Origin of the sequence: Buchnera aphidicola (Diuraphis noxia) (assembly GCF_001700895.1) — a bacterium.
GTDB classification, from domain to species: Bacteria; Pseudomonadota; Gammaproteobacteria; order Enterobacterales; family Enterobacteriaceae; genus Buchnera; species Buchnera aphidicola_D.
Map to the genome: position 1 here is coordinate 15,004 of NZ_CP013259.1, position 21,752 is coordinate 36,755.

The following is a 21,752-nucleotide window of genomic DNA, read 5'->3' on the forward strand; positions in this document are numbered from 1 at the left end:
AATACTAATTATGGAAGTACAACGTAATTTTTTTATTTTTGCTTTTTTATTTGTCTCTTTCTTGCTTTGGCAAGCATGGCAAAGTCAAATATCATCAAGTAATAAAACAAATGAAAAAAAAAATTTAACGTCACATTTTTTAAATACAGAAAAACATAACAATCAAATTGTTATAAAAAATGATGTTATTAGTTTATCAGTAAATATGTATGGAGGAGATATAGAAGAAGCTTATTTATTAACATATAAAGATCAATTGCATTCGTCTAAACCTTTTAAATTACTTGAAACGACACCTGATTTTATTTATCAAGCTCAAAGTGGATTAACTGGAAAAGATGGACCAGATCGTTTTAATAATGATACTAGGCCGTTATATGTTGCAAAAAAAAATTCTTTTAAATTAGAAGATCATGAAAAAGAATTACGTGTTCCAATAAAATGGATTAATAAAAACGGTGTAACTTATACAAAAACTTTTATTCTAAAACCTAAGAGATATGATGTTCAGGTAGAATACGAGATTGACAATTCGACTCAAGATTCGCTAGAAATGAATATGTTGGGACAAATAAAACAAACTATTAGTTTACCAGAAAAGCGTAATTCTTATAGTGGAAATTTTGCACTTCAAACTTTTCGAGGTGCTGCTTATTCAAGTTCTGATAATAAATATGAAAAATATAAGTTTGATGCTATTTCTCATAATAAAAATTTGCATGTTCTTACTACGAATGGTTGGATTGCGATGTTACAGCAATATTTTGCCGTTGCATGGATTCCTGGTGATAGTATAGGTCAAAATACCATATATACTGCTAATTTGGATCATGGAATTGCTGCAATTGGTTATAAATCTCCAGTAATTCATGTATCACCTTATTCTAAATCTCTTATAAAATCAAAAATATGGATTGGTCCTGAAATACAAAAAGAAATGCAGTTAGTGGCACCAAACTTAGATTTGACAGTAGATTATGGTTGGCTTTGGTTTTTATCACAGCCATTATTTCAGTTATTAACTTTTTTACATAAAATCATAGGAAACTGGGGTTTTTCTATTATTTTAATTACTTTCATTATGAAAGCAATTACCTATCCTTTAACAAAATCACAATATGTTTCTATGGCAAAAATGCGTATGTTACAACCTAAAATAAAAGAAATAAAAGAAAAATTTAAACATGATAAAAAACGTATTAGTCAAGAAATCATTATATTATATAAAAACGAAAGAATTAATCCCTTAGGAGGTTTTTTACCTATTTTTATTCAGATGCCAATTTTTTTATCTCTTTATTATATGCTTATCAGTTCTGTAGAATTACGACATTCTCCATTTATTTTATGGGTACATGATTTATCTAGTCAAGATCCATATTATATATTACCCATGATTATGGGTTTGACAATGTTTATTATTCAAAAGATATCATCAGTTAGTAATGTCACAGATCCTTTTCAAAAAAAGATTATGCATTTTATCCCTATAATTTTTACAATCTTTTTTTTATGGTTTCCTTCAGGATTAGTTTTATACTACATTATAAGTAATGTAGTTACCATTATACAACAACGATTTATTTTTTCTAAATTAAATTAATTTATAAGATATAGAATATTTTTTTAAACATGCTAAAAAATATCAGTTTTTAATTTTTTGATATTTATATTAAGAAAACATTTTATGATTGATAATGACACTATTGTTGCACAAGTAACTTGTCCTGGAAAGAGTGCAGTTGGAATATTAAGGATATCAGGTCCTCAAACAAAAAAAATTGCTATAGAAATTTTAGGCACAATGCCCCAAGCAAGATTTGCCACTTATTCAAAATTTTTAGATCAAAATAATCAAATATTAGATAAAGGTATATGTATCTGGTTCCCTGCTCCGCATTCATTTACAGGTGAAGATGTATTAGAATTACAAGGGCATGGTAATCCATTGATTATGGATCTATTAATTAAAAGAATTATTGCTATTAAAAATACTAGAATTGCTGAACCAGGAGAATTTTCTAAACGTGCGTTTTTTAATGGAAAAATAGATTTAATTCAAGCTGAATCTATAGATGATTTAATTAATTCAGAAACAGAATTATTTGCACGTGCGGCATTAAATTCATTAGAAGGTAGTTTTTCATTTTCTATTCAAGAATTAATCAACTCAATTATTGAATTTCGTGTAAATTTAGAATCTAGTATAGATTTTGTAGAAGATGAAATTGATATTAATATACAAACTTTAGTGTATGACAAATTTATTCAATTAAATGAAAATTTTAAACAAATTCAAAAAAATATTTCAGAAGGAAGTATATTAAGAGAAGAAAAAAAAATAATAATTGCAGGTTTACCGAATGCAGGTAAATCTAGTTTACTAAACGCTTTGTCATCGTGTGACAGAGCAATAGTAACAAATATACCTGGAACTACCCGAGATCTTCTTTATGAATCTGTTAATATTCATGGTGTTTTATATAAACTTATTGATACCGCTGGTTTGCGTAAAACAAAAAATAAAATAGAATCTATTGGAATTGCACGAACATGGGATACCATTAAAAAATGTGATCATGTTCTTTTTGTTGTTGATAAAACCAAGAGTATAGTACAACAAAAAAAAATATGTGATGATTTTATAAAAAATATTCCGAATACTATAAAAGTAACTTTTGTTTTAAATAAAAATGATTTAATGCAGGATGAATTTGGTATTAAAAAAAGACAGGGGTTCTTTTTTATTAGTGTTTCTGCGTATACAGGACAAGGTATTGACGTATTACGTAATCATATTGTAAAAATTGAAAAAAATAGAAGCAATAAAAGTATCTTTATTGCGCGTAGACGACATATACATCAAATTGATTTAGCATATAAAGAATTTTTACTTGCTAGAAAAAATTGGTTGACTTTTCAAAATATTGAGTGTTTAGCTGAATCGCTTAGATTAATAAGTAAGTTTTTAGGAGAAATAACAGGAAAATTTACCTCTGATGATTTATTAGAACATATTTTTTCTAGTTTTTGTATTGGAAAATAACTTTTGATATTGTACATTTTAATATGCCCGGAGGCGGAATTGAACCACCGACACGGGGATTTTCAGTCCCCTGCTCTACCGACTGAGCTATCCGGGCTTATTTTAAAAACTATATTAAATCATCAAATCTAAAACATTGTCAATATTTTTTTATTTCTTTATTAATTGTTTGTTCTTTTTAAAATAAATAAAATTCTTGTAAGGAATTAAAAAACAAGCTATTTCAATATAATTAAAGTATGAATAAATAAGAAAAATATAAAAAAATAATATTTACCCTTGAAAGTTTTAATAAAGATCCATATATTTAAAATAAGAAAATATTTTAGATTATTTTAAAATAATAAAATTATAAAAAAATTAAGCAAGATTATTCACAGGAGTATTGTTATATGAAAATTCGTCCGTTGCATGATCGTGTGCTTGTTAAACGTAAAGAAGTTGAAGCAAAGTCTGCAGGTGGTATTGTTCTTACAGGTTCTGCTGCAGGAAAGTCTACTAGAGGCACAGTAACAGCTGTAGGTAAGGGTCGTGTATTAGATAATGGAGAAATTAAGCCATTAGATGTAAAAGTTGGTGATCTTGTTATTTTTAATGAAGGATATGGTGCAAAAACAGAAAAAATTGATAATGAAGAATTATTGATTTTAAATGAAAGTGACATTTTGGCAATTGTTGAATAGTAAACTGAGTCAAAAAACTGAGTAAACTATACGTTATATTCATTAAAAAATTTATTTAAGGGAATGTAAAAATGGCTGCTAAAGATGTAAAATTTGGAAATGAAGCTCGAATTAAAATGCTTCGCGGAGTTAATGTTTTAGCTGACGCAGTAAAAGTAACTTTAGGACCAAAAGGTAGAAATGTAGTTTTAGATAAGTCTTTTGGAGCACCTAGTATTACAAAAGATGGTGTATCAGTAGCTCGTGAAATCGAATTAGAAGATAAATTCGAAAACATGGGAGCTCAAATGGTAAAAGAAGTTGCATCAAAAGCAAATGATGCAGCAGGTGATGGTACTACAACAGCAACATTATTAGCACAATCTATAGTGAATGAAGGTTTAAAAGCTGTAGCAGCTGGAATGAATCCGATGGATCTAAAACGTGGGATTGATAAAGCCGTTATTAGTGCTGTAGAAGAATTAAAAAACTTATCAGTACCGTGTTCTGATTCTAAAGCAATTACCCAAGTAGGAACTATTTCTGCAAACGCAGATGAAAAAGTTGGAGCATTAATTGCAGAAGCAATGGAAAAAGTAGGTAATGATGGAGTGATTACAGTAGAAGAAGGAACAGGTTTACAAAATGAATTAGAAGTTGTTAAAGGTATGCAATTTGATAGAGGTTATTTATCGCCTTATTTTATCAACAAACCAGAAACGGGTATTGTTGAATTAGAAAATCCATATATTTTAATGGCCGATAAAAAAATTTCCAATGTACGTGAAATGTTACCAATATTAGAATCTGTTGCAAAATCAGGAAAACCGTTATTAATTATTTCGGAAGATTTAGAAGGTGAAGCATTAGCCACATTAGTAGTGAATTCTATGAGAGGAATTGTAAAAGTAGCAGCAGTAAAAGCTCCTGGATTTGGAGATCGTCGTAAAGCTATGTTACAAGATATTTCTATTCTTACTGGTGGTTCTGTGATTTCTGAAGAATTAGCAATGGATTTAGAAAAATCTACCTTAGAAGATTTAGGTCAAGCAAAACGTGTAGTTATTAATAAAGACACCACAACTATAATCGGTGGTTCTGGAGAAAAACACACAATTCAAAGTCGTATTAGTCAGATTCGTCAAGAAATTCAAGAAGCTACTTCTGACTATGATAAAGAAAAATTAAATGAACGTTTAGCTAAATTATCAGGTGGAGTTGCAGTACTTAAAGTAGGTGCAGCGACAGAAGTAGAAATGAAAGAGAAAAAAGCTCGTGTTGAAGATGCATTACATGCGACTCGTGCAGCAGTTGAAGAAGGTGTAGTTGCTGGTGGTGGTGTGGCACTAGTTCGAGTAGCAGGAAAAATATCTAATTTACGTGGTCAAAATGAAGATCAAAATGTAGGTATTCGAGTTGCTCTACGTGCAATGGAAGCTCCTTTACGTCAAATTGTATCAAATTCAGGAGAAGAACCATCTGTAGTGACTAATAATGTTAAAGATGGAAAAGGTAATTATGGTTATAACGCAGCTACTGATGAATATGGTGATATGATAGATTTTGGTATATTAGATCCTACTAAAGTTACACGATCTGCTTTACAATATGCAGCTTCAGTAGCTGGTTTAATGATTACAACTGAATGTATGGTTACTGATTTGCCAAAAGAAGAAAAATCTTCTGATTCTAGCCCTTCTCCTGCAGGAGGAATGGGTGGCATGGGTGGAATGATGTAATCAACTATTTATCTGTGTTAAAAGTATATGAATTTTTTCTTTCCTCAGATTTAATGATTCTGAGGAAAGTTTTTGAATATGATAAATCGAATAAATTAGTTTTTTTCTCTATTAAAAAATTATTAATTTATTATCTTTTGAACCAATATCATAAACTAATTTAGGTACTAAATAACCAGATATCATTTTTATTAAATCTTTCATAATATATTTTGCTTTTTTGATTGAAACTGAAAAATGCATAGCTCCACTTACTTTGTCTAAAATATGTAAATAATATGGTAAAATATTATTTTCAAATAATAAACTACTTAATTCTGCTAAAATAATAGCGTCATCATTAATATTTTTTAACAAAACACTTTGATTTAATAAAATTACACCCGATTCTTTTAATTTTAAAAGACTTTGACTGAGTTCTTGATTGATTTCTTGTGGGTGATTTATGTGGGTAACGAAAACGATTTTTAATGATGATTTAACAAAAATATTACATAAATCAGAAGTAATACGGTTAGGAATTACAATAGGTAATCGAGTATGTATCCTTAATCGTTTTATATGATTAATTTTAGATAAATATGTAACCAGCCATAATAATTCATGATCTTTCGCCATGAGTGGATCGCCACCAGACAAAATAACTTCGTTTAGGTATTTGTTTTTTTTAATATATTCAAGTGCTCGAATCCAATTACTTTTTTTTCCTTTGTTTTTTTCGTATGGAAAATATTTTCGAAAACAATATCTACAATTGATAGCACAATTTGTTTTTACAAGTAACAATACGCGATCGTTATATTTATGTAATAATCCAGGTAAAACGATATGATTTGTTTCTTTTATAGGGTCTTTAATATATTTTACAGTGTTTAAAAATTCTTGATTATTAGTAATTACTTGAAGAAAAAGTGGATCTTGTGGATCATTTTTTTTCATTCTTAATACGAATGAAAGAGGGACACGAAATGGAAATATTTTGTTTTTTTTTAATTTAGAATATTGTTTATAACTGTCTAACTTAAGAATTTTTAGTAGTTCTTTTGGTTGAGTTATTGATGTAGATAACTCGTATAACCACTTGTCTCTTGTTATAAGAGTATTATTTTTTAATCTCATTTTTATATATATTTTGCAAAAATAAAGGTTGGTATGAGAGTGTATTATAGCAATAGTTTTCGTTCCGGTAATAAAATTATATTTGAAAACGAACCTTATTTAATAGAGTCTAGTGAATTTGTAAAGCCCGGGAAGGGACAGTCTTTTGTCCGTGTAAAATTAAGAAATTTTTCAACAAAACAACTTATAGAAAAAACTTTTAAATCTACAGACTCATTTCCAATAGCTGATATTTTAGAAAAAAAAGTTGTGTATTTGTATAATGATAGTCATTTTTGGTATTTTATTGATGACAAGACGTTTGAAGAATTATCAGTCGAAAAAAATATTATTGGTTCGAACAAAAAATGGTTATTGGAACAAGATTTATGTATTGCCATTTTATGGAATAAACGACCAATTTCTATTATACCTAAAAATTTTGTAGAACTGAAAATTATCAGTACAGATGCTACTTTAAAAAATGATACTATTAACAATAATATAACTAAATTAGCTACTTTAAGTACAGGTGCGATTATAAGAGTACCTGTTTTTATTGAAATCGGTTCATTAGTAAAAGTAGATACTAGATCTGGTGAATACGTATGTAGAATTAAATAACGATTTTTTATTTTTATTAATATTCATTACCTTTTACATATTGTCTATAACTATCCCATTCGAAAGTTAGCCATAAGCTATTACCTAATCGCATTCTATCGATTACTCTTTCCCCTAATAAACTTTTCATCCCTTTGTGATCTAGATTTGACAACATTCCAGTTGATCGTTTAGATGATGAACGCCTATCAACTATTTGATTAATAATCACTTTTTCATAACGAGATTCGGTTTGCATACCAATTTCATCAATCATTAATAAATCTACGCTACTAAGATTATGTAATAAGTTTTCCTCAGTAATATGACTGGTACCATTAAACGTACCTTTCATATTTGACATTAAATCAGCAACTGTAACGAGTAAAATACTTTTTCCGTGTAAAATTAAATAATTTCCTATAGCTGAGGCTAAATGATTTTTTCCTGTTCCTGGTTTACCTGAAAAAATAAAACTTGCAATATTTTGATTAAATTCCTCTGCATATCGTTTTGATGCTTTAAGAACTCTTCTTTGACCGTCATGTTCAACTTTATAATTATCAAATGAACAATTCATATATAATTCTCGTATTCCTGATCTTCCTAGCACACGTTGCATGCGCATAGCTTTATTTGCGCGTAAGATAGATTCAGAAGACAATCTTCCTTGTTCTTGATTCCAAGCTAATAAATCTTCGTCATTATCAAATTTTGGTTTAATGTGATTAGGCATAAGACGTTGAAGACGTTTAAAGAATTCAGTGTAAAATGTCATTATTTACCTCTAAATCCATCAGGTATGGTTTGATCTGGTGTTGGTATGTAAGTAATGTCTCGTTTTTTTTGTGAAAAATTATCCATTGATCTACTTCTTTGCAAACTTCTAGCTAATTTTTGTTGCCATTGTATATGATAAAAAAAACAACCTTCTGCTTTCCAATAAGAAACAAAAGATGTAATTTCAGATGTAGATGGTTCTTTATCTAATGTAATCCCCCATAATGCTGCTTGATGGATAAAGTCTGTATCAGGCATCCATTTGGAATGCATAGAAAACTTTTTATTGATATTCAGCTTTTTTATATTTTTATATATTGAATTATATTCAAGATCAAAGACTTTTTTTAAAAAATCAGGTGTGACTGCATAGAAGATTGGAGTGTTATTTTTTAAAACAGCTATAGCACCATTATTAGATTCTTTTAAAATCTTAATGGGGTTTTTACAAAATAAATCAAGTGTTGTATTTTGAGAAATTAAAATTTTCATAAATATTTTACCTTTTTAAAACTCGTAATCTAATATGTATGATTAGATATCTTAATATAAAAATTATAAATTTGATATGTTAAAAAAATAGAGATAGTATTCGATGTCGTTCGTAATTTTTTTTTTATGCAAAATCCAATTTTTGGATAGTGAAAGCGACTTTCCTTTAGCTTTTTCAATATAAATAAGAGAATTTTTTTTAACCCATTTGTTTTTTTCTAATAATTCGAGAGTTAATTGAATTAATCCTGTATGATAAGGTGGATCGATGAATATTATATCATATGGTGTTCCATGTTTTTTTAACCAATTTAAAGTATTTGTGTGTATAATTTCTAAATTATGTATATTCAATGTATGAATATTATTTTTGAGATTCATAATGGTTTGTTTTCTTATTTCTAAAAATGTTAAAAATTCAGCATGACGAGATATAGCTTCGATCCCTAATGCACCACTTCCTGCAAAACAATCAAGACATCGAGCGTGTTTTATATATTTAGTTAACCACTCAAATACAGTTTTTCGTATGCGATTAGTTGTAGGACGTAAATTTACCGCACTAGTAAAAGATATTTTTCTTCCTTTTAATTTTCCAGAAACAATATACACTTTTCCATTTTTTTTTAAAAAATGATTACGCATTTTTATTCGATTTTTTGATTTTGTTGATATAATCTATTTTATGATTATTAATCATGTAAATGAAACATTTTTTAAAATATATTCAAAATTTCATGAAAATAATTATGTTTATTATAAAATATAAGGATAAATAAATGAAAGATAGTAAAAAAACTAGTTTTTTTTCTTGGTTGAGCTCTACTATAAGAAAAAAAAATAGAGAAAAAAAATCAAATAATACAGAAGAGATAAATAAAAAAAACGATTTTTTACTCGAAAAAGAAATCGTTCAGACCAAAAAAGAAAACATAAAATCTGATCAAGATTTATATGATTTAAAAAATTTATCAATTAAAAAAAATGATTTAAAAGATCAAAATTCAATAACATTAGATAATAATGTGAACAATTTAGAAACTTTTGAAAATAAGAATATAAATTTTTTTTCTCGTTTACAATCAAAATTAAAAAAAACAAAGAAATTTCTTGGTGATAGTATTCATCATATTTTTTTATCAAAAACGATTGATAAAATTCTTTTTGAAGAATTAGAAGAAAAAATGTTACTTGCTGATATTGGTGTTAAAACTACAGATCGCATTATTGCTAATTTAATTAAAGAAATTAATCGAAAAGATTTACAGATTTCTGAAAAGGTATATTTTTTATTAAAAAAAAATATGTTTAATATTTTAAAACAAGTAGAAGAACCTTTACAAATATTTAATCATACACCCTTTGTCATTTTAGTTGTAGGCGTAAATGGAACAGGCAAAACAACAACAGTTTCTAAATTAGCAAAAAAATATAAATTAGAAGGAAAATCGGTAATTTTAGCTGCAGCAGATACATTTAGAGCAGCAGGTATAGATCAATTACAAATATTAGGAAAATTAAATAAAATACCAGTAATAGCGCAAAGTTCTAATTCAGATCCAGCTGCAGTAGTATTTGATGCAATGATGTCAGCAAAAGCAAAAAAAATCGATGTATTAATTATTGATACTGCAGGAAGATTACATAATAAATTCCATTTAATGGAAGAATTGAAGAAGATAATTAGAGTTATGAAAAAAATAGATTCATGTGCTCCTCATGAAAAGATATTAATTGTTGATGCTTGTAATGGACAAAATACAATACAGCAAACAGATATGTTTCATCAAGCTCTTAATTTAACTGGCATTATCATTACTAAATTAGATGGAACAGCAAAAGGAGGGGTTATTTTTTCATTAGCTGATCAGTTTCAAATTCCTATTCGATATCTTGGAATTGGTGAAAAAACAGAAGATTTAGGTGTGTTTAATAGTAAAGAATTTATCGAGTCTATCTTTAGTAGTAGATAGTAAATATTTTTTTATTCTATCAATATAAATCTTTTGATTTATATTTTTAATTAAAGTATTATATTAGTATCCCACATACTTAAACTTTCGTAAAAGATATTGCATTGATGCGGGAATAAAAATGATTAATAAATTACAGATCTTATCTGTGACACCACCAAGTAATTTAGATGCATACATTAGAGTAGCTCATTTATGGCCAATGTTATCAATAAAAGAAGAGCAATTACTTACTCAACGTTTACGTTATAATGGAGATTTAGATGCTGCAAAAACTTTAATTTTATCTCATCTTCGTTTTGTCGTTCATATTTCACGAAGTTATTCAGGATATGGTTTACTTCAATCAGATCTTATACAAGAAGGGAATATTGGTTTAATGAAAGCAGTTCGTAGATTTAATCCAGAAATAGGAGTTCGCTTAGTCTCTTTTGCTGTACATTGGATTAAATCAGAAATTCATGAATATGTTTTACGAAATTGGCGTATTGTTAAAGTAGCTACTACAAAATCTCAGAGAAAACTGTTTTTTAATCTAAGAAAAACCAAAAAAAGATTAGGTTGGTTTAATGAAGAAGAAATTAATATGGTTGCAAGAGAATTAGGAGTTAGTAGTAAAGATGTTAGAGAAATGGAATCACGAATGTCTGTTCAAGACGTGACCTTTAATCCAATTCCAGAAGAAGACTATATAGATGGGAAAAATCATAATACCGGACAATATTTACAGGATAAAACCTCTAATTTTGCGTCTAATGTAGAAGCTGATGACTGGGATCAACATGCCACAAACAAATTAAGTATCGCATTGTTGGCATTAGATAAACGTAGTCGCGATATTATTCATGCACGCTGGTTAGATCAAGATAAAAAACGTACTTTACAAAAAATAGCTAACAGCTATGGTATATCTGCAGAACGTGTACGACAATTAGAAAAAAACGCCATGAAAAAACTAAAAATAGCAATAGAATCTTAATCTTATAAAATAATTTTTTATTATATTTTTTTATATCAATACGATAAAAAAGAATTTTTTATGTAGAGTATGAGATTGAGTTTATTTAAAATTGAAGACTCATACTCTTTTTGATCTCAAACAATGTTATTTTTTTTATACATAAAAAATTAGTACATAGCATCATTCTACTGTAACTGATTTAGCAAGATGTCTTGGTTTATCAATATTTTTATTTTTATTTAACGCAATATAATAAGCAAGTAATTGTAAAGGAATGGTATAAAAAATTGGTGCTATAAATGTTTCTACATATGGTAGAGTAATAAAATTTACATTTTCCTCATAATTAAATGTTTGATCAGAAAATACATAGATTAAACCACTTCTTGAAGATATTTCTTTTATGTTTTTTTTTATTTTTTCTAATAATGTGTTTTTTGGAGCTATAACGATAACTGGTATATCTTTATCAATTAATGCGAGAGGTCCATGCTTCAGTTCTCCAGCTGCATAAGCTTCAGCATGAATATAAGATATTTCTTTTAATTTCAACGCACCTTCCATAGCAATAGGATAATATTCACCTCTTCCAATAAATAACATATGTTTTTTATTAAATAATTGAGTTGCTATATTTTTAATTAATTGTTTGTTTTCCAATATTTCTGTAATTCTATTAGGTAGCATGTTTAAATTTTTTACAATTTTTTTTTCAATATTATTTATCTTTTTTAAATTTGCAATTTTAGCAACCAACATAAGTAAAACAGTTAGTTGCGTCGTAAAAGATTTTGTCGAAGCAACTCCTATTTCTATTCCAGCGTTAGTTGATAAGTAATAATCTGATTCTTTAACTAAAGTAGACCCTTCCATATTACATATTGTTAGATTTCCTAAATACTTAAGTTTTTTAGATTGTCTCAACGCTGATAATGTATCCGCAGTTTCGCCAGATTGTGATATGGTAATTAAAAAACTATTTTTTCTTGCGGCTAATGTTCTTGAAGAAAATTCAGAAGCTATTTCAACATCACAAGGCGTGTTAGTCAGTGATTCAAACCAATATTTAGAAACCATTGCTGCATTATATGAAGTACCACATGCAACTATGTGAATATGTTCTATTTTACAAAACAAAACATCTTCTTGTTTTCCTAATTCTAAAAAATTTATTGTATTATTTTTATTTAAACGATTTTCTAAAGTATTTTTAATAGAAACCGGTTGTTCATATATCTCTTTCTCCATATAATGACGATATTTTCCTTTTTTTACTGTTTTGTATTTTATATTAGAGAAAATCTCTTTTCTATGAATAATAAAATCATTTTTATTAAAAATATTAATGTCTTTTTTTTTAATAACAGCAATATCACCATCTTCTAAATACATAAAACGTTTTGTAATATTTAATAATGCGATCTGATCAGAAGCAATAAAATTTTCTCCTATACCTAATCCTATAATTAATGGACTTTTAGAACAAACTGCTATTAATTCTAAAGGATTGTTTTTATCGATTACAACCATGCTATAATTACCATGTAATTTATTTACACTATCTTGTATAACATTTTTAATAGAATGTTTTGTTTTATTTTGTTCCCAGTGTAATAAATGTGCAATTACTTCTGTATCTGTATTAGAACGAAATATATATCCTTGAGTTTTTAAAAAATCACGTAATAAAGCATCATTTTCAAGAATTCCGTTGTGTACGACAATAATATTAGAAGAAATATGTGGATGAGTGTTTTCTTTAGAAACTATTCCATGAGTAGCCCATCTTGTATGAGCAACTCCAATTGTACCAAATATTTTTTTTTTATTCACTTTGTTTATTAATTTGTTTACTTTTCCAACACAACGAATTCTAACAATATTTTTTTCATTATTTATTATAGCTAATCCTGAAGAATCATATCCTCGATATTCTAGTTTTTTAAGGCCTTTAGTTAGAATATCGATAATGTTGCGTTGTGTTATTGCAGCAATAATACCGCACATATTTATATCCTTTTTTTGTTTTATTATAATATTTATTTTTTATAAAATTTATTAGGACTGATCCAATCTTTTTTATATTTTTGTTCTTTTTTATTATAAACTAAACAAGGTTGATTAACATCTTTTGTTAATGTAGTACCTGCAGCAATAGTTGTGTTTTTTACAATTTTAATAGGTGCTACTAATTCTGTATTCGATCCGACTAAAACGTTATCGCCAATAATAGTTTTAAATTTTTTAACACCATCATAATTACACGTAATACTACCTGCTCCGATATTAACTGAACTACCAATTTCAGCATTTCCAATATAGCTTAAATGTTTAATTTTAGATGTTTTTTTTATAACACTCTCTTTTATTTCAACAAAGTTTCCTATTTGTATTTTTTTATCTAATATAGAATTATTTCGTAAATGAGAAAATGGACCTATAATACAATTTCTACCTATTTTAGAATTTTCTATAATTGTATATGCTTTAATATTAGTTTGACTGTCAATAATACTATTTTTTATAATACAACCAGCCCCAATTTTAATATTATCACCTAAAATGACATTATCCTCAAAAACAACACCTGTGTCGATTTCAACGTTTTTCCCATGTTTCAGATTTCCTCTTAGGGTAAAATGATAAGGATCTTTTAGTATTACTCCTCCAATAAGTAATTTATTAATTTGTTCTTTTTGAAGGATTTTTTCTACAATAGATAATTCTAATTTATTATTTATTCCTAAAATTTCCTGAAATTTCAATGGTTCTGTTGTTTGAATAAAGTTTCCTTCAAAATATGCTAGAGAAATAATATCAGTAGCATAAAATTCTTTTTGTTTATTGTTATTATGGATTTTTTTTAACCATCTTTTTAAATCTTTTTTATTAGCAATAAAAATTCCAGAATATATTTCTTTAATGTTTTTTTGTTTCCAAGTTGCATCTACTTCTTCTACTATTCCTACAACTTTTCCGTTTTTTCGTAAAATACGTCCATATCCAAGAGGATTTTTTACTTTCATAGTTAAAAGATTGATTTTTGATTGTTTTTTAGAATTTTTTAGTTTTTTTATTGATTCTACAGAAATCAGTGGTACATCCCCATATAAAACTAAAACATTCTCATCATCTGGTATATTTTTTATGGCTAATTGTATTGCTTGTGCTGTTCCCTTTGGTTGTTTTTGATATACCCATGTAAGAGAATTCTCACAAATTTTAGATGAGATCATTTTTTTATCATGGCTGTGTACTAATATGATTTTTTTTGGTTTTATAGATTTCGCTGTTTGAATAACATGCTCTAAAATTGTTTTTCCACCTAAAATATGCAATACTTTAGGATAGTTAGATTGCATTCTAGTTCCTTTTCCACCTGCAAGTATTATGACGTTTGTTTTTTTTTTTAACATTACAAAAACCTTGTGATAAAAATTTTGTTATTAATATTAATTAAAAAATTTTTAATTGAATAGTTTTAATTAATTATATTTTTAATGTTTTTCTTTAAAATTGTTATGTGTTTCATGTGTTTTTATTATCAATTTATTACATAAAATGTTTATATAGAATATTATTTGTTATAATATATATTATATTTTAAGGTGATTTTATGCCTCAGATTATTGCAGTAGATTTAGATGGTACTTTACTGTCTTCACAAAACAAAGTTACAAAATATACTAAAAAAATTATAAATTCATTAATAAAAAAAAATTTCTTTGTTATTGCTTCTGGTCGTCATTATTTAGATGTCATAAAAATTAGAGATATTTTAAATATTAAATCATTTATGATTACTTCTAATGGAGCGAGAATTTATGATTTAAATAACAAATTAATTTTTAGTAATGATTTAGATGAAGATGTTGCTTTAGAATTATGTCAAATCGTATATAAAGATGAAGATATTATTACACAGACATATCAAAATAATAAATGGTATATAAATAATAATAAAATAGATAACAATTTTTGTCCTACTCTTACATCATTACAATATGAACATTTAAATTTAGAAGATTTGCAGTTAAATAAAATTAATAAAATTTTTTTTACAAGTAAAAACGTACAAAAATTATATAATCTTGAAAAACAAATTACTACATTATGGGGTCATAAAGTGAATATTAGTTTTTCTGTCCCTGGCTGTTTAGAAGTTGTATCAAGTAAGACTTCTAAAGGTCGCGGATTAAAATTAATATCTCGTTTATTAAATATTTCTTTGAAATATTGTTATGCCTTTGGTGATGGAATGAATGATGAAGATATGTTATCTATTTCTGGACAAGCTTATATTATGAAAAATGCTGATGTACGTTTGAAAAACGTATTACCAAATGCTAAAATTATTGACAGTAATGATAATAATGGTGTAGCAAAATGTTTATATAAAATATTTATCAAAAAATAAAAAATATATTATCGAATAAATATATATTTTTTTTAGGTTAATAACCTTATAATAGTTAGATTAAAATTTTTTAAGAATTTGCGGTTTTAATACACCGCGAATAAATTGTAAATGAGTACAAGCATGTAAATGTATAGAATGAATAAAAGATTGTATAACCAACTCTTTTTGTTCACCATTACGTATTGCTGCATATAATCTTCCCCATATTCCACTTCCTACTTGTTTTGTTATTATTAAACCTTGACGTTCAAAATTATCTACTACCCAATGTGGTAATGCAGCAATTCCCATTTGTGCAGAAACCATTTGTATTAAAAGTAAAGTATTATTTACATTTTTAAAAATAGGTATGATACCTGCAGGTTTTAAAAAATATTTCCATATATCTAATCTATTTCTGTCTACAGGATAGGTCATTAATATTTCAGATGCAAGATCTTTAGGGGTAATTTCATCGTTTTTTAATACCAGTGGATGGTTAGGAGATAAAATTAAACGTACTTCAAAATCAAACATGGGTATGTAAAGTAAATTACTTCGGGGTAAAACTTCGGAAGTTAGTACAATATCTAGTTTTCCTTGTTGCAAAAGTGGCTGAGGACTAAAAATCATATCAGAAAAAAAATCTATTTTTACTTTTGGTAGTTTTTTTTGAAAAATTTTTAAAGCTGGTGTTAACCATTGAATACAACTGTGACATTCTATAGCTAATCGAACAATTTTATGATGTGAGTTCGTACATTTTTTTATTGCTTGCTTTATTTTAGGTAATATTTCTTCAGATAATTGAAGTAAAATATTACCTTGAATTGTAAATTTTATAGGATTGCTCTTTCGAATAAATAATTTGAATCCTAATTTTTTCTCTAATTCATTAAATTGATGAGATATTGCTGATTGTGTGTGATGCAATTGAATTGCAGCTGCACTGAGTGACCCATTTCTTTTTAATGCTTGTAATGTTCGTAGGTGTTTTATTTCAATCATGAGATTTCTTCATATTAAGAATTAACTATTTACGCTTGCTAATTTTTCTTAAAACTAGAATTATAAGTTATATATTTTCAATAAAGCAATGATAATTTTTTTTATTAAACAATTTAGATAAAGATGGGATATATAAAATGACAGTTTTAAATCATACTCTTGGTTTTCCAAGAATAGGATTACATCGTGAATTAAAATTTGCTCAAGAAAAATATTGGTCTGGTGATATTTCGCTAAAAGATTTATTATCTATTGGTTATAATATAAGAAAAACAAATTGGGAAAAACAAAAAGAATCTGGGATTGATTATATACCGGTTGGTGATTTTTCTTGGTATGATCATGTTTTAACTACAACTATGATGTTAGGCAACGTCCCAGAAAGACACAATCTTGACAACGATATTTTTGATTTAGATTGTTTGTTTAGAATTGCACGAGGCTGCACTCCAGACATTGTTGCTTCAGAAATGACTAAATGGTTTAATACTAATTATCATTACATTGTACCTGAATTTTATAAAAATAAAATTTTAAAATTTTCTTGGAAACAAATTTTAAATGAAGTAGATGAAGCTTTACTATTAGGATATAAGGTTAAACCTGTTCTTTTAGGTCCTTTGACATATCTGTGGTTAGGTAAAGTAAAAGGAAAATATTTTGATCGTTTAGATATATTAGAAAATATTATTTTTATATATAAAAAAATTTTAAAAGAATTATCTAATCGTAACATTGATTTTATTCAAATAGATGAACCAGTTCTAGTTTTAGAATTGCCAAAAAAATGGAAAGACGCTTATACCTATGCTTATAAAGAACTGTATGGAATAACTAAAATCTTACTTACTACGTATTTTGATAGTATTAATCATAATATAGAATTTATTCGTGATTTGCCTATTCAAGGGATTCATATTGATTTAATTGCTGGGAAATACGATTTGATAAAGTTTAATTATCAAATACCGTCAGAGTGGATGTTATCTTTAGGTGTAATTAATGGTCGAAATATTTGGCGTTCTGATCTTGTAAAATGGTTTAGATCTATTTCTAAAATTTTAAAAGATCGTAAAAGAATTTTAATTGGTTCATCATGCTCTTTATTACATACACCAATTGATTTAAAAGAAGAAAAAAATTTAGATCAAGAAACAAAAGAATGGTTTTCTTTTGCTGTACAAAAATGCAATGAATTATCATTTTTATCAAATGCATTAAATAAAAATGATATTTCTTTTATTGAAAAATGGTGTTTGCCTATTTATAAACGTATTTTTTCAAAAAAAGTTCACAAAATTGAAGTAGAAAAACGTTTATCTAAAATTACAACTGATCAATATAAACGAATCAGTTCTTATGAAATTCGTTCTATTGAACAAAATAAAAAGTTTAATTTTCCTATTTTACCAACAACTACTATCGGATCTTTTCCTCAAACTATTGACATAAGAAAATTACGTCGTGATTTTAAAAACAAATTAATCAATGAAAACGAATATTCAATAGGAATTAAAAATCATATTAAAAAAGTAATAAAAAAACAGGAAGAATTAGATATAGATGTTTTAGTGCATGGTGAAGCTGAAAGAAATGATATGGTGGAATACTTTGGTGAAAATTTAGACGGATTTATATTTACAGATAATGGTTGGGTTCAAAGTTATGGTTCTCGTTGTGTAAAGCCTCCTATTATTATCGGTGATATTAATCGATCTAAACCTATTACCATAGAATGGTCTAAATATGCCCAATCTTTAACAAAAAAACCAATAAAAGGTATGTTGACCGGACCGATGACTATTTTACTTTGGTCTTTTCCCAGAGAAGATATTTCATTACAAAAAATTGCTACACAAATTGCTTTATCATTAAGAGATGAAGTATTAGATTTAGAAAGAGAAAAAATAGAAATTATTCAAATTGATGAACCTGCTTTACGAGAAGGTTTACCACTAAGAAAAAGTAATTGGTCTAAGTATTTATCTTGGTCTGTTAATGCATTCCGTTTAAGTTCTTCGGGTGTAAAAAATACTACACAAATTCATACACACATGTGTTATTGTGAATTTAATGATATAATGCATGCAATTTCTTTATTAGATGCCGATGTGATTACAATAGAAACAGCTCGTTCAGATATGGAATTATTAGAATCATTTAAAGAATTTCAATATCCAAATGAAGTTGGTCCTGGGGTATATGATATACATTCATCAAATATACCAAGTATAGAATCAATGATTATATTATTAGAGAAAGCAATAAAATATATTCCCTTTAAACGTGTTTGGGTGAATCCAGATTGTGGTTTAAAAACAAGAAATTGGATTGAAACAATATTAGCATTAAAAAATATGGTTACCGCCACAAAAAAATTAAGAGAAAATATTAAAAATAATAAAAATTTTTTAGGTTAATTTTTTGTCGAATTAAAACATAATTTAGTGTTAAATCATCTTTGAGATTTTTATTAAAATCCAAATGATGATTTAGCAGACGATAAAAAGTTCTTTTATTCAATAAAACAATTTAATTTTAAATATACTAATGTTTAAAATGACGTTTATTAGTAAAAATCATCGTCATATTATTTTCATTTGCTGCTTGTATAATTTCTTTATCACGTATAGATCCACCTGGTTGAATAACACAATGAATACCAATTGAAGCAGCGCTATCAATTCCATCTCTAAAAGGGAAAAAAGCATCAGAAGCCATAGCTGCTCCAATAATATTTTTATTTTGATCTTGTATTTTAATATTAGCTAATTTAGCAGAGTAAATCCTACTCATTTGACCTGCTCCTATACTAATAGTTGTTTGATTACGACCGTATACAATTGCATTTGATTTAACATATTTCACTACTTTCCAACAAAATATACAATCTTCTAATTCTTGTTTTGTCGGAATTCGTTGTGTAACAAAATCCCATTTTTTAAGGTCTATTGTTTGATGATCATATTCTTGTAACAGTAGCCCATCAGAAATTCTTTTAAAATCTATTTTTATAGTATTTTTTTGTATTTTTCCGGTAATAAGTATTCTTATGTTTGGTTTCTTTTTTAAAATTTTTAAGGCTGAAATACTTATTTCAGGTACAACAATAACTTCAATAAATTGCTTAGTATTAATAATGTTTTGCGCTGTTTTTTCGTCTAATATAACATTAAAAGCAACAATTCCTCCAAATGCTGAAATAGGATCAGAATCATATGCTAATAAATACGATTTTTGAAGAGTGGTACTAACTGCAACACCGCAAGGGTTTTCATGTTTAACAATGACGCATGCAGGTTGATCAAATTCTTTTACACATTCTAACGCTGTATTCGCATCAGATATGTTATTATATGATAACATTTTCCCTTGTATTTGTTTTGCACTGCTAATGGTTCCAGATGATAAAATATTTTTTTCTATATAAAAAGATGCTTTTTGATGCTTATTTTCTCCATATCTTAAATCTTGTTTTTTTTTAAAATAAAAATTAATTTCTTTAGGAAACAAATTTTCTAAGTTCGTTTTTTTTAGAGTATTTTGTTTTATAAAATATTCTGAAATACTTTTTTCGTAAGATGCTGTATATTCGAATGCTTTTTTTGCTAAATAAAATCTTTTTTCTATATTCATAGTATTATTTTTAATAGAATTAATAATATTTGGAAAATCAGATATATCTACTATAATTATAACATTTTTATAATTTTTTGCTGAAGCACGTACGAGTGTTGGTCCACCTATGTCAATATTATCAATCACATAATCAGTTTTATTATTTTGATTATCTTGTGCTTTTTCAAAAGGATAAAAATTGACTATAACTATATCTATAGAAGCAATATTATATAAATCCATAATTTCTTGATCTTTATCTTTTCTTCTTAAAATACCTCCCATAATCTTTGGATGTAATGTTTTCACACGTCCATCCATGATTTCTGGAAATTTTGTATAATCTGATATTTTTATAACTGGTATATTATTTTTTTTTAAAATTTGAGCAGTTCCTCCTGTCGAAAATAAATTAATCTTATTTTTTATTAATGTTTTTGATATTTCTAAAATATTTGTTTTATCTGAAACACTAATTAAAGCGTTTTTTATAATATTATTTGATAGCATGATAAAATTTCTTTTTGAATAAAACATTAAATGTTTTGTATATATTAATGTTATTTTGTAATGTATAAATAAATTTTAAAAAAGTTATTTTTTAAAATATAAGTTTTTTATTAGGGGCTTTTAGCCCCTTTTAATCTTTTTAAAGATTAATATATTTAAATTATTTAATAGCATTTTTTAGTGTTTTACCAGATGTAAAACTAGGAACTTTTGTTGCGGGAATTTGTATTTCTTTACCTGTTTGAGGATTTCTTCCTGTTCGAGAAGATCTTAAATTAACCTTAAAAGTACCGAAGCCAACTATTTGTACAGATTCTCCTTTTTTTAAAGATTGAATAATAGTTGATAATGTGGCTTCTAAAGTAGATTTTGCTTGCATTTTAGATAAATTAGATTTTTTAGAAATAATATCAATTAGTTGAGTTTTGTTCATTACTGTTCCTTTTATGCGAACTTAAAAATTAAAAATTTATCTAGATATTGTTCTTATAAAATTAGTTATAATATTTGATATTTATAAAGAATTAATATAAAACAATAAAAATTACTTTAAAAATCTTTTCGATTTTAAAATAATTTTAGTATATATAAAATAGTCAAAAAGATATTATATAAATTATATATACACTATGAATAATATTTTTAAATATTCGACTATTGTAAAAAATATATTTGAAACAATTTGAATAAATGATATTTATAGTGTCCTTGTATAAAAAATTTTATATATGAAAAAACATAAAATATATTATCATGAGTTTATAATATTCATATTTAGTCACTAGACTAAATAAGATGTTATTTCTATAAATATAAATCATTAAACCTTTTTTTGGCTGCTTTTGAAAGCAGCCATAATTTCG

General features: G+C 26.4%; 18 protein-coding genes and 1 tRNA gene. 9 read left to right on the forward strand and 10 right to left on the reverse strand.

Annotation, left to right across the window (positions count from 1 at the left end):
- Positions 1-10 precede the first annotated feature (10 nt).
- Both yidC and mnmE read left to right on the forward strand, forming a co-directional pair.
- Positions 11-1,603 carry a membrane protein insertase YidC gene (gene yidC, locus ATN01_RS00075; protein ID WP_075433090.1) on the forward strand — a complete coding sequence of 531 codons (1,593 nt, stop codon included), beginning with the start codon at positions 11-13 and terminating at the stop codon, positions 1,601-1,603.
- 84 nt (positions 1,604-1,687) lie between these two features.
- Complete coding sequence (gene mnmE, locus ATN01_RS00080) at positions 1,688-3,046, forward strand: tRNA uridine-5-carboxymethylaminomethyl(34) synthesis GTPase MnmE (protein WP_075433091.1); 1,359 nt, start codon at positions 1,688-1,690, stop codon at positions 3,044-3,046.
- A 24-nt stretch (positions 3,047-3,070) separates the two neighbouring features.
- Here the strand turns inward: mnmE and ATN01_RS00085 are convergent.
- A tRNA-Phe gene (locus tag ATN01_RS00085) sits at positions 3,071-3,143 on the reverse strand.
- A gap of 295 nt (positions 3,144-3,438) precedes the next feature.
- Here ATN01_RS00085 and ATN01_RS00090 point away from each other — a divergent pair.
- The gene (locus ATN01_RS00090; protein ID WP_075433092.1) at positions 3,439-3,729 is read left to right on the forward strand and encodes a co-chaperone GroES; all 291 of its coding nucleotides are present in this window, start codon (positions 3,439-3,441) and stop codon (positions 3,727-3,729) included.
- 71 nt (positions 3,730-3,800) lie between these two features.
- Positions 3,801-5,447 (forward strand): chaperonin GroEL, encoded by a 1,647-nt coding sequence (gene groL, locus ATN01_RS00095; protein ID WP_075433093.1) that lies wholly within the window; start codon positions 3,801-3,803, stop codon positions 5,445-5,447.
- A 111-nt stretch (positions 5,448-5,558) separates the two neighbouring features.
- On the opposite strand, the gene epmB is transcribed toward groL, so the two are convergent.
- Positions 5,559-6,566 carry an EF-P beta-lysylation protein EpmB gene (gene epmB / locus ATN01_RS00100; RefSeq protein ID WP_075433094.1) on the reverse strand — a complete coding sequence of 336 codons (1,008 nt, stop codon included), beginning with the start codon at positions 6,564-6,566 and terminating at the stop codon, positions 5,559-5,561.
- A gap of 33 nt (positions 6,567-6,599) precedes the next feature.
- Between epmB and efp the strand changes: the two genes are divergently transcribed.
- The gene (gene efp, locus ATN01_RS00105; protein ID WP_075433095.1) at positions 6,600-7,169 is read left to right on the forward strand and encodes an elongation factor P; all 570 of its coding nucleotides are present in this window, start codon (positions 6,600-6,602) and stop codon (positions 7,167-7,169) included.
- 16 nt (positions 7,170-7,185) lie between these two features.
- On the opposite strand, the gene dnaC is transcribed toward efp, so the two are convergent.
- From dnaC to rsmD, 3 genes are all read right to left on the reverse strand, one after another.
- On the reverse strand, positions 7,186-7,926 hold the full coding sequence (gene dnaC, locus ATN01_RS00110; RefSeq protein ID WP_075433096.1) for a DNA replication protein DnaC: 741 nt from the start codon (positions 7,924-7,926) through the stop codon (positions 7,186-7,188).
- Complete coding sequence (gene dnaT / locus ATN01_RS00115; RefSeq protein ID WP_075433097.1) at positions 7,926-8,420, reverse strand: primosomal protein DnaT; 495 nt, start codon at positions 8,418-8,420, stop codon at positions 7,926-7,928. Before dnaT ends, dnaC begins: the two co-directional genes overlap by 1 nt.
- 63 nt (positions 8,421-8,483) lie before the next feature.
- Positions 8,484-9,065, reverse strand: a complete 582-nt coding sequence (rsmD, locus tag ATN01_RS00120; RefSeq protein WP_075433098.1) for a 16S rRNA (guanine(966)-N(2))-methyltransferase RsmD — start codon at positions 9,063-9,065, stop codon at positions 8,484-8,486.
- 134 nt (positions 9,066-9,199) lie between these two features.
- Between rsmD and ftsY the strand changes: the two genes are divergently transcribed.
- Both ftsY and rpoH read left to right on the forward strand, forming a co-directional pair.
- Positions 9,200-10,393, forward strand: coding sequence for a signal recognition particle-docking protein FtsY (gene ftsY, locus ATN01_RS00125; protein ID WP_075433099.1), 1,194 nt, complete (start codon positions 9,200-9,202; stop codon positions 10,391-10,393).
- Between the two features lie 121 nt (positions 10,394-10,514).
- Positions 10,515-11,372, forward strand: a complete 858-nt coding sequence (rpoH, locus tag ATN01_RS00130) for an RNA polymerase sigma factor RpoH (protein WP_075433100.1) — start codon at positions 10,515-10,517, stop codon at positions 11,370-11,372.
- Between the two features lie 162 nt (positions 11,373-11,534).
- On the opposite strand, the gene glmS is transcribed toward rpoH, so the two are convergent.
- Positions 11,535-13,361 carry a glutamine--fructose-6-phosphate transaminase (isomerizing) gene (glmS, locus tag ATN01_RS00135; RefSeq protein WP_075433101.1) on the reverse strand — a complete coding sequence of 609 codons (1,827 nt, stop codon included), beginning with the start codon at positions 13,359-13,361 and terminating at the stop codon, positions 11,535-11,537.
- 32 nt (positions 13,362-13,393) lie between these two features.
- Positions 13,394-14,770 carry a bifunctional UDP-N-acetylglucosamine diphosphorylase/glucosamine-1-phosphate N-acetyltransferase GlmU gene (glmU, locus tag ATN01_RS00140; RefSeq protein WP_075433102.1) on the reverse strand — a complete coding sequence of 459 codons (1,377 nt, stop codon included), beginning with the start codon at positions 14,768-14,770 and terminating at the stop codon, positions 13,394-13,396.
- Between the two features lie 200 nt (positions 14,771-14,970).
- Between glmU and ATN01_RS00145 the strand changes: the two genes are divergently transcribed.
- Positions 14,971-15,771, forward strand: a complete 801-nt coding sequence (locus ATN01_RS00145) for a Cof-type HAD-IIB family hydrolase (RefSeq protein ID WP_075433103.1) — start codon at positions 14,971-14,973, stop codon at positions 15,769-15,771.
- 60 nt (positions 15,772-15,831) lie between these two features.
- Here the strand turns inward: ATN01_RS00145 and metR are convergent, their stop codons facing one another.
- On the reverse strand, positions 15,832-16,761 hold the full coding sequence (gene metR, locus ATN01_RS00150) for an HTH-type transcriptional regulator MetR (RefSeq protein WP_075433104.1): 930 nt from the start codon (positions 16,759-16,761) through the stop codon (positions 15,832-15,834).
- 137 nt (positions 16,762-16,898) lie between these two features.
- On the opposite strand from metR, the gene metE reads away from it, so the two are divergent.
- Positions 16,899-19,181 (forward strand): 5-methyltetrahydropteroyltriglutamate--homocysteine S-methyltransferase, encoded by a 2,283-nt coding sequence (gene metE / locus ATN01_RS00155; RefSeq protein ID WP_075433105.1) that lies wholly within the window; start codon positions 16,899-16,901, stop codon positions 19,179-19,181.
- Between the two features lie 127 nt (positions 19,182-19,308).
- On the opposite strand, the gene purH is transcribed toward metE, so the two are convergent.
- The gene (gene purH, locus ATN01_RS00160) at positions 19,309-20,889 is read right to left on the reverse strand and encodes a bifunctional phosphoribosylaminoimidazolecarboxamide formyltransferase/IMP cyclohydrolase (protein ID WP_075433106.1); all 1,581 of its coding nucleotides are present in this window, start codon (positions 20,887-20,889) and stop codon (positions 19,309-19,311) included.
- Between the two features lie 160 nt (positions 20,890-21,049).
- On the reverse strand, positions 21,050-21,322 hold the full coding sequence (locus ATN01_RS00165) for an HU family DNA-binding protein (RefSeq protein ID WP_075433107.1): 273 nt from the start codon (positions 21,320-21,322) through the stop codon (positions 21,050-21,052).
- Between the last annotated feature and the right edge of the window lie 430 nt (positions 21,323-21,752).

Bases quoted from the DNA above. Each gene is read 5' to 3' on its own strand.
- yidC (WP_075433090.1), top strand. From the start codon at position 11: ATGGAAGTACAACGTAATTTTTTTATTTTTGCTTTTTTATTTGTCTCT.
- mnmE (WP_075433091.1), top strand. From the start codon at position 1,688: ATGATTGATAATGACACTATTGTTGCACAAGTAACTTGTCCTGGAAAG.
- ATN01_RS00090 (WP_075433092.1), top strand. From the start codon at position 3,439: ATGAAAATTCGTCCGTTGCATGATCGTGTGCTTGTTAAACGTAAAGAA.
- groL (WP_075433093.1), top strand. From the start codon at position 3,801: ATGGCTGCTAAAGATGTAAAATTTGGAAATGAAGCTCGAATTAAAATG.
- epmB (WP_075433094.1), bottom strand. From the start codon at position 6,566: ATGAGATTAAAAAATAATACTCTTATAACAAGAGACAAGTGGTTATAC.
- efp (WP_075433095.1), top strand. From the start codon at position 6,600: ATGAGAGTGTATTATAGCAATAGTTTTCGTTCCGGTAATAAAATTATA.
- dnaC (WP_075433096.1), bottom strand. From the start codon at position 7,926: ATGACATTTTACACTGAATTCTTTAAACGTCTTCAACGTCTTATGCCT.
- dnaT (WP_075433097.1), bottom strand. From the start codon at position 8,420: ATGAAAATTTTAATTTCTCAAAATACAACACTTGATTTATTTTGTAAA.
- rsmD (WP_075433098.1), bottom strand. From the start codon at position 9,065: ATGCGTAATCATTTTTTAAAAAAAAATGGAAAAGTGTATATTGTTTCT.
- ftsY (WP_075433099.1), top strand. From the start codon at position 9,200: ATGAAAGATAGTAAAAAAACTAGTTTTTTTTCTTGGTTGAGCTCTACT.
- rpoH (WP_075433100.1), top strand. From the start codon at position 10,515: ATGATTAATAAATTACAGATCTTATCTGTGACACCACCAAGTAATTTA.
- glmS (WP_075433101.1), bottom strand. From the start codon at position 13,361: ATGTGCGGTATTATTGCTGCAATAACACAACGCAACATTATCGATATT.
- glmU (WP_075433102.1), bottom strand. From the start codon at position 14,770: ATGTTAAAAAAAAAAACAAACGTCATAATACTTGCAGGTGGAAAAGGA.
- ATN01_RS00145 (WP_075433103.1), top strand. From the start codon at position 14,971: ATGCCTCAGATTATTGCAGTAGATTTAGATGGTACTTTACTGTCTTCA.
- metR (WP_075433104.1), bottom strand. From the start codon at position 16,761: ATGATTGAAATAAAACACCTACGAACATTACAAGCATTAAAAAGAAAT.
- metE (WP_075433105.1), top strand. From the start codon at position 16,899: ATGACAGTTTTAAATCATACTCTTGGTTTTCCAAGAATAGGATTACAT.
- purH (WP_075433106.1), bottom strand. From the start codon at position 20,889: ATGCTATCAAATAATATTATAAAAAACGCTTTAATTAGTGTTTCAGAT.
- ATN01_RS00165 (WP_075433107.1), bottom strand. From the start codon at position 21,322: ATGAACAAAACTCAACTAATTGATATTATTTCTAAAAAATCTAATTTA.